This window comes from Halomonas shengliensis (assembly GCF_900104135.1).
In the GTDB taxonomy this organism is placed as follows: domain Bacteria; phylum Pseudomonadota; class Gammaproteobacteria; order Pseudomonadales; family Halomonadaceae; genus Halomonas; species Halomonas shengliensis.
Genome location: NZ_FNIV01000005.1, coordinates 222,252 through 234,985 on the forward strand (window position 1 = coordinate 222,252; position 12,734 = coordinate 234,985).

Consider the following 12,734-nt stretch of genomic DNA (forward strand, 5'->3'; position numbering starts at 1 on the left):
TCCTGCCCGGCGCCGCGTGGCGCCGGGTACCAGGCAACGCAAGCAATAGGAAACCGACATGGTTGATATTTCCCTTATCCTGCTCGGCGTGGTCATGTTCACCGTGGTCGTCATCGGCCTGGTGGCGATCATCCTGGCCGCCCGCAGCCGGCTGGTCAGCACCGGCGACGTGCAGATCGAGATCAACGGTGATCCCGACAACACCATCACCACCCAGGCCGGCGGCAAGCTGCTCAACACCCTGGCCGCCAATGGCATCTTCCTCTCCTCCGCCTGCGGCGGCGGCGGCTCCTGCGCCCAGTGCAAGTGCCGCGTGGAGGAGGGCGGTGGCGCCATCCTGCCCACCGAGGAGTCCCACTTCACCCTGCGCGAGAAGAAGGACGGCTGGCGCCTCTCGTGCCAGGTCCCGGTGAAGCAGGACATGCGGATCGAGGTCCCCGAGGAGGTCTTCGGCGTCAAGAAGTGGGAGTGCGAGGTCATCGAGAACCCCAACGTCGCCACCTTCATCAAGGAGCTCAACCTCAAGCTCCCCGAGGGCGAGGAAGTGGCCTTCCGCGCCGGTGGCTACGTGCAGCTGGTGGCGCCGCCCTACGATATCTCCTTCAAGGACTTCGACATCGAGGAGGAGTATCGCGGCGACTGGGAGAAGTTCGGCCTGTTCAACATCTCCCACAAGAACGATGAGGAGGTCATCCGCGCCTACTCCATGGCGAACTACCCGGAAGAGAAGGGCATCCTCAAGTTCAACATCCGTATCGCCACGCCGCCGCCCAACACCAACCACCCGCCCGGCCTGATGTCGACCTACGTCTTCAGCCTCAAGCCCGGCGACAGGGTCACGGTGATGGGGCCCTTCGGCGAGTTCTTCGCCAAGGACACCGACGCCGAGATGGTCTTCGTCGGCGGCGGTGCCGGCATGGCGCCGATGCGCAGCCACATCTTCGACCAGCTCAAGCGCCTCGACACCAAGCGCAAGATCTCCTTCTGGTACGGTGCGCGCTCCTGGCGCGAGACCTTCTACAACGAGGAGTACGACAAGCTGGCCGAGGAGCACGACAACTTCGAGTGGCACCTGGCGCTCTCCGACCCGCAGCCCGAGGACAACTGGGATGGCCCCACCGGCTTCATCCACAACGTCCTCTACGACATGTACCTCAAGGACCATCCGGCACCGGAGGACTGCGAGTACTACATGTGCGGGCCGCCCATGATGAACGCCTCGGTGATCAAGATGCTGCTCGATCTCGGGGTGGAGCCGGAGAACATCCTGCTGGACGACTTCGGCGGATGATCTCCTCGCCGACTGGCGACGCGGAGGGCCGGCCCCGGGGGTCGGCCCTCCCTGTATCCGTCGCTGCCTGATCGGAACACGCGCCGTCCTGCACTGTCTGCAGTGGACAGGGCAGCCTGATCGAGAGACGCAACCGGGACGTCGCCCCGGCCGGGGCCGCTACCCAAGGAGAGATCCTGATGACTATCTGGCTTATCGCCTTCGCCTTCATGCTACTGATCATGGCCGCCATGGCGGTCGGCGTGATCATGGGGCGCAAGCCCATCGCCGGCTCCTGCGGCGGCCTCAACCAGCTCGGCCTCAAGGATGGCTGCGAGATCTGCGGCGGCAAGGACGAGGTGTGCGAGGAGGAGAACCGCAAGGCCGGCAGCGCCCGTCGCCGCAGCGACGAGGCCCGCGGCGCCGATCTGGGGTATGACGCCACCCGGCGCTAGCCGCGTCCCTGCGTCACGCCACGGCCCCCGCCGGCAATCGCCGACGGGGGCCGTGTCGTCAGGGTCTGACGCGCCTGGGTTCAGGCGTCCGGGTCGTCGCGCAGCTCATGAACGAAGCAGGGCGGCGAGGCCGGCTCCAGGTCCGCGGCGTCCTCCTCGCGCAGCGCGAACAGCAGGCGTTCGCGCAGGATGGGAAGCGGGGAGGCCGCGGGGTCGCGCGCGGCGGTCAGCAGGGTGAGCGGCCCGCGGCGCACCAGGCGCATCAGCGGCACCAGCCGCTCGGGATGGTCACGCAGCTCACCGCGGTAACGCACGGTGAAGACGCCGGCGCTGATCTCGCCCTGGCGAAGCTGGCGATGCAGCGTCGGGCTCGGCGAGGCGTCGCGATACCAGTCGTCTAATGCCAGTGCTTCACGGGAGCGGCCGCGCGGCCACAGCCGGTCGACCAGCACCCGGCTGCCATCCTCCGGCTCGGGGGGCTGGCCGATCGCCTTGATCGCGATGCGATAGCTCATCGTGGCTCCTCCTCGAGGCGCTCGAGGGCCTCGCGGCTGCGCGCCTGCCAGCGGCCCGGCAGCGCCGCCGCCCGCGACAGGGCATCCTGGGCCTCGTCACGCCGTCCTGCGCCTGCCAGGGCCAGGCCCAGGTTGAGCCAGGCCGGCGCCAGCCGGTCGTCGGCGCTCACCGCGGCGCGGTAGGCGGCGATGGCGCCCTCGCCGTCACCCTGGGCATGGCGGGCATTGCCCAGGGCGAACTGGACCATGGCATGGGCGGGGAAACGGCCGGCCAGGGCCTCCCAGGCGGGCAGCGCCGCCGCGGCGCCGCGCGCCGCCTCGAAGTCACCGATGGCCTGCAGGGCCGCCTCGGCATCGATGGTGGCCGGCAGCTCCCCCGGCGACAAGGCGACGAAGGCCCAGCGCCCGCTGCGCGCCCAGGTGGCGTCGAAGGGGCGGAAGGCTTCGACGCGCGCGGGCTCCATGCCGCTGTGCAGGATCATCTGCTCGGCGCCCAGGTCGTAGCCGATGGCCACGGCGTAGTGCCACACCGGCCAGGCGGGCAACGAGAGGTTCTGCATCACCACCACCGGATGGCCGGCGTCGAGCTCGCGCAGCAGGGTGTCCAGCCGGCCCTCGATCACGAAGGGGATGCGGTCGTGGCGGCGCACCGTGGCGAGCATCTCCGGCTGCACGCTGCCCTCGCGGCCCGGGGTGAAGACCTGGGGGATCAGGGCGTCGACGTCGGTGGCGACGCCGTCGTGCTGCAGCACCATGGCCAGCGATGCCGGGCCGCACTGGTAGTCGCGCTGGCCGTGGAAGGGGACCTCGTCGAGCAGCACCCGCGGCGCCACCGCCTGGCGGGTACTCTCGTCCAGCCGGGGCGCGCTGGCGCAGCCGGCGAGCAGCAGCAGGGCCAGTCCCAACGCAAGAACGCCCGCGAGGCGGGCGTTCCTGGTGGGGGGCCGCTGCCGTTTCGGGCAGTCGGTCATGGTCACCCCCGATCAGCGAGTGAAGGGGTAGACGTTGGTCAGGCCGAGGATATCGGTGACCAGCAGGATCACGAAGACGGCGAAGAGGGCGCCGACCACGCTGGCCCCGGCGGGCATCTCGTCGAGCCGGTCGGCCATCTGGGCGGCCTCGGCGTCGGAGAGGGCCGCGACGCGGGCCTCCACCTCGGCGGGATCGACCCCCTGGGCGACCAGCTGCTCGCGGACATCCTCACGTGCCAGCACGGCATGGATGCGTTCGCGATCCCCCTGGGCGCGCTCGGCGGCCAGGGCGTCCTGGGTGGTCACCATGCCGTCGGCCGGCGCGGGGGCGGCGGCCACGGGCAGGCTGCCCAGCACCAGGGCGGCGATCAGCAGCAGGCTGAGGGTACGGCGGAGTGGTTTGATCATGTCGATGTTCCTTCTTCTTCGAGTGGGCTTCCGGCTCCTTGATGATCCACGCATCGCATCCCGGCGAATGGTGTGGCGTCGCGCTGAGTCATGCCCAGTATAGGACGAAAGGGCGTGCGATTTCATGCCCTTGCCCTCAACGCAGCCATCAGCCAATGCGGTAGGAGGCGGGCAGCTCGGCGAGCAGGCCGCGGCCGCCGGCCAGCGTCAGTGCCAGGTCATGCAGGCCATCCTGCACCGGCAGGGCGGCGGCCCCTTTGATCGCCAGGTCGAGGCGCTGGGCGAAGAGCAGCAGCTTGTGCAGCCGCTTCACCGGCAGGCGGGAGATGGCCTGCTGGTAGGCGGGGCGGCGCTTCTCGAAGATCGACGGCTTCTGGGCCTTGCAGGCGTGGTCGAAGCTCTGCCCCTGGTCGAGGTGCTGGTGCAGCGAGAGCAGGGTGCGCAGCTCCCGGGTCAGCGCCCACAGCACGATGGGCGGCTCCACGCCCTCGCCGGCGAGGCCCGCCATGATCCGCGAGACCCGGGAGCGCTCGCCCTTCAGGCAGGCGTCCACCAGGGTGAAGACATCGAAGCGGGCGCTGTCCTCCACGCCGCCGGCCACCTCGCGTGGCGTGACCCGGGCCCCCTGGGGCAGCAGCAGGGCAAGCTTCTGCAGCTCCTGGTCGGCGGCCAGCAGGTTGCCCTCGGTGCGCTCGCCCAGCAGGCGCGCGGCGTCGAGATCGAGGTTGAGGCCGTGGCGGCTCGCCCGGTCGCGCAGCCAGAACCCCAGCCGCGAGAGGTCCACCGGCCACACCGGCACGAACAGGCCGGCCTTGTCGAGGGCCTGGAACCAGGCGCTCTTCTGCTGGCGGAAGTCGAGCTTGCCCATTGCCAGCAGCAGCACGTCGTCGCGCTCCCGGATGCCGTCGGCGTAGGCCTTGAGCGCCTTGGCGCCCTCCTGGCCGAGGTTGCTGCCGCCCAGGCGCAGCTCGATCAGCCGGGCGCTGGCGAACAGCGACAGGCTGGCGGCGGCCTCGTGCAGCCGGCCCCAGGCGAAGTTGCCCTCCACATGGAGGATCTCGCGCTCCTCGATGCCACGCTCGCGTGCCGCGGCGCGCACGGCATCGCAGGCCTCCATGTGCTGTAGCGGCTCCTCGCCGGCCACGACCACCACCGGGGGCAGCTTCCTGGCCAGCGTCTCGGGAAGCTTGTCGGGAAAGACCTTCACCGGCTAGCGTCCCAGCGCGCGCAGGCGGTCGAGGAGGCGCTCGGCGGCCTCATCGAGCAGCTCGTCGCGGCTCTCCTCGCGGCGGGTATCGCGATTGAGCAGGTCGCCATCGTCCACGCTGTCGCGACGGCTCACGGTGAGGCGCTGCTGGTCGAGCAGGTAGGCGCCGTCGTCGCGTTGCACCGAGTAGGGGACGGCGAGGCTCAGTTCCTCGTCCCGCGGCCCCGAGTCGAGCACGCTCAGCCGACGGTTCTCGAACGCCGGTTCGCCGAGGTTCAGCGTCAGCGCGGCGCCCTCGTGGACCCGGGTGCCGGCGGCCTCCAGGCGGTGGCGAAGCCGGCGTGCCAGGTCGCTGTCGGGGCCGGCGAGGCGGACCTCGGCCAGCGGGGGGCTGGCAGCGTCGAGGCCGCGCAGGCGAAAGCCACAGCCGGCGAGGGTGAGGCCGGCGGTGCCGGCCAGGGTGAAGCGCAGGAAGTCACGCCGTTGCATCTTGGCTCTCCTTGGCCGGCAGGGCTCAGCCCACCACGATGTTGACCAGCTTGCCGGGCACCACGATCACCTTGCGCACCGTCTTGCCCTCAGTGTGGCGCTGCACGTTCTCGGCCGCGAAGGCCTGGGCCTCGATGGTCGCCTTGTCGGCGTCCGCCTCGACCTCGATGCGTGCCCGCAACTTGCCGTTGACCTGCACTACCAGCTCGATGGTGTCCCGGGCCAGGGCGGACTCGTCCACCGCGGGCCAGCGGGCGTCGATCACCGGTTCGGCGTGGCCCAGCGCCGCCCACAGGGCGTGGCAGGCGTGGGGGGTGATGGGGGCGAGCAGCAGCACGCAGGCCTCCACCGCCTCGCGTGCCACCGCCAGTCCCTGGGGCGAGGCGTCGTCGAAGCGGCCCAGGGCATTGGTCAGCTCCATCACCGCGGCGATGGCGGTGTTGAAGGTGGTGCGTCGGCCGATGTCGTCGCCGGCCTTCCTGATGGTCTCGTGGGTCTTGCGGCGCAGCTCGCGCTGGGGCTCGGTGAGCGCCTCGCGCTCCAGCACGGCGGGCTCGCCGGCGGCCAGATGGTCGCCGACCAGGCGCCACAGGCGCTTGAGGAAGCGGTGGGCGCCCTCGACGCCGGCGTCGGACCACTCCAGGGACTGCTCCGGCGGGGCGGCGAACATCATGAACAGGCGCACGGTATCGGCGCCGAAGCGGTCGATCATCGACTGGGGGTCGACGCCGTTGTTCTTGGACTTCGACATCTTCTCGATGCCGCCCATCGTCACCGGTTGGCCATCCTCGATCAGCACGGCGCTCACCGGGCGGCCCTTGTCGTCGCGCTTGACCTCGACGTCGGCGGGGTTGAACCACTGCTTGGCGCCGTTGGGCAGCTCCCGGTAGAAGGTCTCGGCGATCACCATGCCCTGGGTGAGCAGGCGCTGGAAGGGCTCGTCCACCTCGACCAGGCCGAGGTCGCGCATCAGCTTGGTGAAGAAGCGCGCGTAGAGCAGGTGCAGGATGGCGTGCTCGATGCCACCAATGTAGAGGTCCACCGGCAGCCAGTGGTTGGCCCGCTCGTCGAGCATCGCCTCGGGGTTGTCGGCGCAGCAGAAGCGGGCGAAGTACCAGGAGGACTCCATGAAGGTGTCGAAGGTGTCGGTCTCGCGCATCCAGCCATCGCCAAGGTCATAGAACTCCGGCATGCGCTTGAGGGGCGAGCCGGTGGCATCCACGGTGACCTCCATGGGCAGCGCCACCGGCAGCTCCGCGTCGGAGAGCGGCACGGTCTGGCCCTCGGGGCCGTACTTGACCGGGATCGGCGCGCCCCAGTAGCGCTGCCGGGCCACGCCCCAGTCGCGCAGGCGGTAGTTGGTCTTGACCTCGCCGCGGCCCTGCTCGGCCAGCTTCGCCGCGATGGCATCGAAGGCCGCCTCGAACTCGAGGCCGTCGAACTCGCCGGAGTGGATCAGGGTGCCGTGCTCGTCGAAGGCGCCGGCGGAGAGGTCCGGGGCCTGGCCGCTGGCGTCGGCGATCACCGGCTCGATGGGCAGGCCGTACTTGGTGGCGAACTCCCAGTCGCGCTGGTCGTGGGCCGGCACCGCCATGACGGCGCCGGTGCCGAACTCCATCAGCACGAAGTTGGCGACGTAGACCGGCACCTCACGCCCGGTGAGCGGGTGCACCGCCACATGGCCGGTAGGCATGCCCTTCTTCTCGCGGGTGGCGAGCTCCGCCTCCGAGGTGCCGCCCTGGGCGCACTCCTCGCGGAAGGCGGCCAGCTCGGCGTTGCCTTCGGCGGCCTGCCGGGCCAGCGGGTGGTCGGCGGCCACCGCTACGTAGGTGACCCCCATCAGGGTGTCGGGGCGGGTGGTGTAGACCGAGAGCGGCTCGGCGGCGCCGCCGTCGGCGTCCTTGATGTCGAAGGTCAGCTCCACGCCGCGCGACTTGCCGATCCAGTTGCGCTGCATGGTCTTGACCTGCTCGGGCCACTCGATGCGCTCGAGGTCGGCAAGCAGCTCCTCGGCGTAGTCGGTGATGCGCAGGAACCACAGCGGGATCTCCTTGCGCTCCACCAGGGCGCCGGAGCGCCAGCCGCGGCCGTCGATCACCTGCTCGTTGGCGAGCACCGTCTGGTCCACCGGGTCCCAGTTGACCGTGGACATCTTCTTGTAGACCAGCCCCTTCTCCACCAGTTTGGCGAAGAACCACTGCTCCCAGCGGTAGTAGTCGACGTCGCAGGTGGCGAACTCGCGGCTCCAGTCGTAGGCGAAGCCCAGCGCCTTGAGCTGGTGACGCATGTAGTCGATGTTGGCGTAGGTCCACTCGGCGGGCGGCACCCGGTTTTGGATGGCGGCGTTCTCGGCCGGCATGCCGAAGGCGTCCCAGCCCATGGGCTGCAGCACGTTGCGGCCCTGCATGCGCTGGTAGCGGGAGACCACGTCGCCGATGGTGTAGTTGCGCACGTGCCCCATGTGCAGCTTGCCGCTGGGGTAGGGGAACATCGACAGGCAGTAGAACTTCTCGCGGCTGGCGTCCTCCACCGCCTTGAAGCACTGGTTCTTCTCCCAGAACTGCTGGGCGTCGCGTTCGATCTCTTGGGGCTTGTACTGTGCGTCCATCGCTGTCAACGGGTACCTTGGGGGTCGAGGCGTCGCGGCCGGGCGCGCGCCGGAATGGCTTGTCCGGCGTCAAGGGGCCTGCGCATGCGGGCGACAAGGCGTTGAACTGCCGGCAGGAAGTCGTCTAAATGGTAGGCAGAGGATACCCCAGCACGGCGGCACCCGGCTACGCCTGGCCCCGCCGCCCATCGAACGGACGAGGAGGCAGCATGAGCGAGTCGCACAAGGAACACGAGGAGCACCGGCTGCGCGAGGGCTACGAGCGCGTGCTCGACAGGCTGCGCGAGGGGGCCAATGAGCTCACCTGGGACAACCTGCAGAAGGAGCTCGACGAGGCGGTGGAGTTCGAGTCGGAGCTGGAGGAGTTCACCAAGGACGAGCTGGCCCTGCTGCGCGCCTGGGTGGAGCGCGACCTCAAGGACATGCGGCGCTACCTGAGCGCCGGTGGCGAGGGAGTGGCGGCCTGGCTGGGCATCGACCTCTCGGCGCTGTCGCGCAAGGTCAGCGAGTCGCTGCTCTCCATCGCCGACCGCAGCGTGGTGGAACGCGAGCGCTTCGAGGAGGATCTCGAGGCGGCCCGCGCCGACTATACCGAGGGCGAAATGGCGGTGCCCGGCCGCCTGGCCTGCGTGCACTGCGACGCGGAGGTGGAGCTGCCCGAGCTGACCCGCATCGAGCCCTGCCACCGCTGCGGCCACCGTTACTTCCGGCGGGTGTCGCAGTAGTGACCAGGGGCAAGGAACAAGGCATCAAGGAACAAGGAGCGCCTTGACCCTTGCCCCCTTGTTCCTTTCAGAGCCAGGCATCCAGCAGCACGATGCCGGCCACCACCAGCGTGGAGAGCATCGCGGCATAGCCCAGGTTGTGGCGCATCATGCGTCCGCCGCCGATGCCGTAGCGCCCCTGCAGCGAGAGGTTGATGCCGGAGAGCGGGCCGACGCTGGTGCCCACCGCCCAGGCGGCCAGGGCGACGAAGGCGAACAGGGTCTGGCGGTCGCCGGCAAGCTCCAGCATCGAGGCGAGCACCGAGACCCCGATGATGGGATGCAGCCCGGCGATGGCGCTGGCGACGATGGCCAGGAAGCTCAGCGCCGCCTGGGGGGCACCGAAATGCCCGAACAGCCGCCACTGCCCGCCGGTGGCGGCGTCGATGAAGGTGGAGAGCCCCAGGGTCAGCAGGCCGGCGCACAGGAACAGCGAGATCTCGCCGCGCATCGCCGGCAGCCGTTCCAGGGCGTGGGCGCGCACCCGTCGCAGGGTCCAGCGCGGGCCGTGACGCAGGTTGCTGGCCAGCGCCACGCCGGGCATCAGGAAGGTAATGATGCCGACGATGGAGAGTCCCGGTGTCAGGCCGTAATGGAACCCCAGCACCAGCGCGGCCATGCCCACCGGCATCAGCAGGCTCCTCGGCGACAGCGAGTAGCCGGGCACGGCGTCGAGGTCGAAGCGTCGCGACAGATCCTGAAGCGACAGGGTGCCGGCGGCGAGGCCCAGCGGCAGGCCGATGAGCAGGATGCGGGTGTAGTCCATCTCCGGCGCCAGGGTCATCACCACCCCCATGGAGGCGAAGAAGGGCGACCACAGCGCGGCGCTGGAGAGGCCGCGGTTGAGGGTCAGCAGCTGGGGCAGCGAGAGCTCGCCATGGCGGCGCAGGCGGTCGCCCACCATGAACACCGTGGAGAGGTTGAGGATCGCCCCCAGCAGGTGAACCCCCAGCCAGGTGCCGGCGGTGCCGCGCCGGCCGGTGATCGCGCTGCCTGGCGGCGGGGCGTGCCCGCGGCGAGTGCCGATCAGGCCGATGAAGCTCACCCCCACCAGCATGGCCACCACGTAGCTGTTGTTGTCCAGCAGGTGGGCCCAGGCGATCTCGGCATCGAAGGCCAGGGCGGCGACGAGCAGCAGCCCGAGCCCCAGTCCCGCCAGCAGCGTCGCCTGGCGACGGTTGCCGCGGCGCAGGTCCGGCCACAGCAGCAGGGTGGCCAGCCAGAAGGCCAGGCTCACCGCGGGCAGCGCCACCGGCAGCCCCGCCAGCCGCAGCACCTGCAGCCCCAGGCCGGCCAGGATCAGGGGGCCGGCGAGGGCATGGCGCAGGGGTGTCGGGGTGGCGTCCGGGGTGGGCAAGGGGCGGCCTCCTGGTGGGGAAATAAGCAGTCTAACCAACATCCCCCGGCGCTGCCTTCGCCGCGGGCTCGCGCGCTGCCTCCAGCGCCTCGAGCATCGCCCGCGCCGCGTTGGAGAGGGTGCGGCTGCGGTGTACCAGATAGCCGAGCGGGCGGTGGATCGGCGGGTGGTCGATGGCAAGCTCATGCAGCTCGCCCGCCACCAGGCGTTCCGGCAGCAGGCTCCAGCCCAGGCCGATGGCGGTCATCATCTTCAGCGTCTCCAGGTAGTTGGTGGAGAGCGCCACCGGCAGGCGCAGCCCCGCCGCGGCGAAGCGCGACTCGATCAGCCCGCGGGTGAAGGTCAGCGGCCCCGGCAGCACGGCATCGAAGGCGCACAGCTCGGCGAGCGCCAGCCGGCCACGCCGGGCCAGCGGATGGTCGGGGGCGCACACGAAGCAGAGGCGGTCGATCCATACCGGCACCGCCAGCAGCTGCGGGTCGGGGTGGGGTGCCAGGGTCACCACCGCCATCTCCAGCGCCCCGTCCAGCACCCCCTGGTAGGCCTCCTCGGAGTCGAGGAAGTGCAGGTCCAGGCGCACCTCGGGGTGCTCCCGGGTGTAGCGCCGCAGCAGCGGGGGCAGGCGGTGCAAGCCGATATGGTGGCTGGTGGCCAGCGTCAGGCTGCCCGCCACGCTGCCCTCGAGGTTGCTCAGGGCGCGGCGGCTGTCGTCCACCATCACCAGGATCTGGCGCGCCCGGGGCAGCAGCACGCGGCCGGCCTCGGTCAGCCCAACCCGCCGGCCGATGCGATCGAACAGCCGGGCGTCGATCTGGCTCTCGAGGGCGGCGATGCGCTTGCTCACCGCCGGCTGGGTGAGGTGCAGCTGCTCCGCCGCCCGGGAGAAGCTGCCGCTCTCCGCCACCGCCAGGAAGGCCTGCAGGCTCTGGGTATCCATGTCGCCTCCCTTTTGGATTCTTATATGGAATGCAATCCATAAATAACATGAATTGATTTTATGGGCGAGGGGCGGGAAACTGCTGCCATCGCGCCCATGATGAGCACTTCGTGATGTGTTCCGCAGAAGCGGCGCCGGCGGCAGACCGCAAAGGAGGTCCTATGCCAGGGATGGCATCGGTAGCGTACAGGGATGTATTCACAGCGCCTCCTTGGAGGTCTGCCGCCGGGAAAGCCGCGTCGGTGGCGCAACCCCAAGACCGCACATGACAGGCAGGGCCCAGGGCCCGGGAGAATGCAATGGCAGGCCAGACACTCTACGACAAGCTGTGGTCGCAGCACCTCGTCAAGGAGCGCGACGACGGCACCGCGCTGATCTACATCGACCGTCAGCTGCTCCACGAGGTGACCTCGCCCCAGGCCTTCGAGGGGCTGCGCCTGGCGGGCCGCAAGCCGTGGCGCCTGGACGCCAACCTGGCGACCCCGGACCACAACGTGCCCACCACCGTGAAGGAGCGCGCCGAGGGTAACGCCGGGATCAAGGACCCGGTGTCGCTGATCCAGGTGCAGACCCTCGACGACAACTGCGTCGAGTTCGGCATCGAGGAGTTCAAGATCAACGACCCGCGCCAGGGCATCGTCCACGTGGTGGGCCCCGAGCAGGGCGCGACCCTGCCGGGCATGACCGTGGTCTGTGGCGATTCCCACACCGCCACCCATGGCGCCTTCGCGGCTCTGGCCCACGGCATCGGCACCTCCGAGGTGGAGCACGTGCTGGCCACCCAGTGCCTGCTGGCCCAGAAGATGAAGAACATGCAGGTGCGCGTCGAGGGCGAGCTCGGCACCGGCGTCACCGCCAAGGACGTGGTGCTGGCCATCATCGGCCGCATCGGCACCGCCGGCGGCACCGGCTACGCCATCGAGTTCGCCGGCAGCGCCATCCAGGGCCTCTCCATGGAGGGCCGCATGACGGTATGCAACATGGCCATCGAGGCCGGCGCCCGTGTCGGCCTGATCGCCGTGGACGACACCACCATCGACTACCTGCGCGACCGCCACTACGCCCCGACGGGCGAGCAGTGGGAGGCCGCGGTGGCCGACTGGCGCAACCTGGTCTCCGACGCCGACGCCGACTTCGACAAGGTGGTGACCCTGGACGCCGCCGAGATCGAGCCCCAGGTGAGCTGGGGCACCAGCCCCGAGATGGTCACCGGCGTCTCCGGCGAGGTGCCAGACCCCGCCGAGCAGGATGACGACACCGTGCGCAACGGCTATACCCGTGCCCTCCAGTACATGGGGCTGGCCCCCAGGCAGAAGATCACCGACATCCGCCTCGACAAGGTCTTCATCGGCTCCTGCACCAACTCGCGCATCGAGGACTTGCGCGAGGCGGCCAAGGTGGCCCGCGGCAAGAAGGTGGCCGACTCCATCAAGCTGGCCATGGTGGTGCCAGGCTCGGGCCTGGTGAAGCGCCAGGCCGAGGCTGAGGGGCTCGACAAGGTGTTCATCGAGGCGGGCTTCGAGTGGCGCGAGCCGGGCTGCTCCATGTGCCTGGCCATGAACGCCGACAAGCTCGGCGCCGGCGAGCACTGTGCCTCCACCTCCAACCGCAACTTCGAGGGTCGCCAGGGCTACGGTGGGCGTACCCATCTGGTGAGCCCGGCGATGGCCGCCGCCGCCGCCATCGCCGGCCACTTCGTGGATGTCCGCCAGCTGGCTGCCAACGACGACGCCCAGGCGCAGGAGGCCTGACC

12 protein-coding genes are annotated in these 12,734 nt (G+C 69.9%); 4 read left to right on the top strand and 8 right to left on the bottom strand.

Translation table 11 applies throughout. The features are described 5' to 3' along the window. The first annotated feature begins 58 nt into the window (after positions 1-58). Together nqrF and nqrM are read left to right on the top strand one after the other, a co-directional pair. Entirely contained in the window at positions 59-1,291 is a 1,233-nt protein-coding gene (nqrF, locus tag BLP95_RS09675; RefSeq protein ID WP_089678637.1) for an NADH:ubiquinone reductase (Na(+)-transporting) subunit F, read from the top strand. 179 nt (positions 1,292-1,470) lie between these two features. Continuing rightward, on the top strand, positions 1,471-1,725 hold the full coding sequence (gene nqrM / locus BLP95_RS09680) for a (Na+)-NQR maturation NqrM (RefSeq protein WP_023007208.1): 255 nt from the start codon (positions 1,471-1,473) through the stop codon (positions 1,723-1,725). 80 nt (positions 1,726-1,805) lie between these two features. Here the strand turns inward: nqrM and BLP95_RS09685 are convergent, their stop codons facing one another. The 6 genes from BLP95_RS09685 to leuS form a co-directional block, all read right to left on the bottom strand. Next, on the bottom strand, positions 1,806-2,240 hold the full coding sequence (locus BLP95_RS09685) for a DUF488 domain-containing protein (protein WP_089678640.1): 435 nt from the start codon (positions 2,238-2,240) through the stop codon (positions 1,806-1,808). Beyond that, on the bottom strand, positions 2,237-3,145 hold the full coding sequence (locus BLP95_RS09690) for a PA2778 family cysteine peptidase (protein WP_245678726.1): 909 nt from the start codon (positions 3,143-3,145) through the stop codon (positions 2,237-2,239). The genes BLP95_RS09685 and BLP95_RS09690 overlap by 4 nt, the downstream gene beginning before the upstream one ends. A gap of 78 nt (positions 3,146-3,223) precedes the next feature. Then, positions 3,224-3,616 (bottom strand): PA2779 family protein, encoded by a 393-nt coding sequence (locus BLP95_RS09695; protein WP_089678798.1) that lies wholly within the window; start codon positions 3,614-3,616, stop codon positions 3,224-3,226. A 151-nt stretch (positions 3,617-3,767) separates the two neighbouring features. Then, positions 3,768-4,826, bottom strand: a complete 1,059-nt coding sequence (gene holA, locus BLP95_RS09700; protein ID WP_089678644.1) for a DNA polymerase III subunit delta — start codon at positions 4,824-4,826, stop codon at positions 3,768-3,770. A gap of 3 nt (positions 4,827-4,829) precedes the next feature. Next, on the bottom strand, positions 4,830-5,315 hold the full coding sequence (locus BLP95_RS09705) for an LPS-assembly lipoprotein LptE (protein ID WP_089678646.1): 486 nt from the start codon (positions 5,313-5,315) through the stop codon (positions 4,830-4,832). A 25-nt stretch (positions 5,316-5,340) separates the two neighbouring features. Beyond that, on the bottom strand, positions 5,341-7,923 hold the full coding sequence (gene leuS / locus BLP95_RS09710; protein WP_089678648.1) for a leucine--tRNA ligase: 2,583 nt from the start codon (positions 7,921-7,923) through the stop codon (positions 5,341-5,343). Between the two features lie 209 nt (positions 7,924-8,132). On the opposite strand from leuS, the gene BLP95_RS09715 reads away from it, so the two are divergent. Then, complete coding sequence (locus tag BLP95_RS09715; RefSeq protein WP_089678650.1) at positions 8,133-8,648, top strand: zinc ribbon-containing protein; 516 nt, start codon at positions 8,133-8,135, stop codon at positions 8,646-8,648. Positions 8,649-8,715: 67 nt separating this feature from the next. Here BLP95_RS09715 and BLP95_RS09720 read toward each other — a convergent pair whose 3' ends face one another. Both BLP95_RS09720 and BLP95_RS09725 read right to left on the bottom strand, forming a co-directional pair. Continuing rightward, entirely contained in the window at positions 8,716-10,044 is a 1,329-nt protein-coding gene (locus BLP95_RS09720; protein WP_245678727.1) for a hypothetical protein, read from the bottom strand. 31 nt (positions 10,045-10,075) lie between these two features. Next, the gene (locus BLP95_RS09725; protein WP_089678652.1) at positions 10,076-10,981 is read right to left on the bottom strand and encodes a LysR family transcriptional regulator; all 906 of its coding nucleotides are present in this window, start codon (positions 10,979-10,981) and stop codon (positions 10,076-10,078) included. A 299-nt stretch (positions 10,982-11,280) separates the two neighbouring features. Here BLP95_RS09725 and leuC point away from each other — a divergent pair, with 299 nt between their 5' ends. Next, positions 11,281-12,732 carry a 3-isopropylmalate dehydratase large subunit gene (gene leuC / locus BLP95_RS09730; RefSeq protein ID WP_089678655.1) on the top strand — a complete coding sequence of 484 codons (1,452 nt, stop codon included), beginning with the start codon at positions 11,281-11,283 and terminating at the stop codon, positions 12,730-12,732. Positions 12,733-12,734: the final 2 nt, after the last annotated feature.

Excerpts from the sequence above, each read along its gene's own strand:
- BLP95_RS09685 (WP_089678640.1), bottom strand. The coding sequence starts at position 2,240 with ATGAGCTATCGCATCGCGATCAAGGCGATCGGCCAGCCCCCCGAGCCG.
- leuC (WP_089678655.1), top strand. The coding sequence starts at position 11,281 with ATGGCAGGCCAGACACTCTACGACAAGCTGTGGTCGCAGCACCTCGTC.
- leuS (WP_089678648.1), bottom strand. The coding sequence starts at position 7,923 with ATGGACGCACAGTACAAGCCCCAAGAGATCGAACGCGACGCCCAGCAG.
- nqrM (WP_023007208.1), top strand. The coding sequence starts at position 1,471 with ATGACTATCTGGCTTATCGCCTTCGCCTTCATGCTACTGATCATGGCC.
- BLP95_RS09705 (WP_089678646.1), bottom strand. The coding sequence starts at position 5,315 with ATGCAACGGCGTGACTTCCTGCGCTTCACCCTGGCCGGCACCGCCGGC.
- nqrF (WP_089678637.1), top strand. The coding sequence starts at position 59 with ATGGTTGATATTTCCCTTATCCTGCTCGGCGTGGTCATGTTCACCGTG.
- BLP95_RS09725 (WP_089678652.1), bottom strand. The coding sequence starts at position 10,981 with ATGGATACCCAGAGCCTGCAGGCCTTCCTGGCGGTGGCGGAGAGCGGC.
- BLP95_RS09715 (WP_089678650.1), top strand. The coding sequence starts at position 8,133 with ATGAGCGAGTCGCACAAGGAACACGAGGAGCACCGGCTGCGCGAGGGC.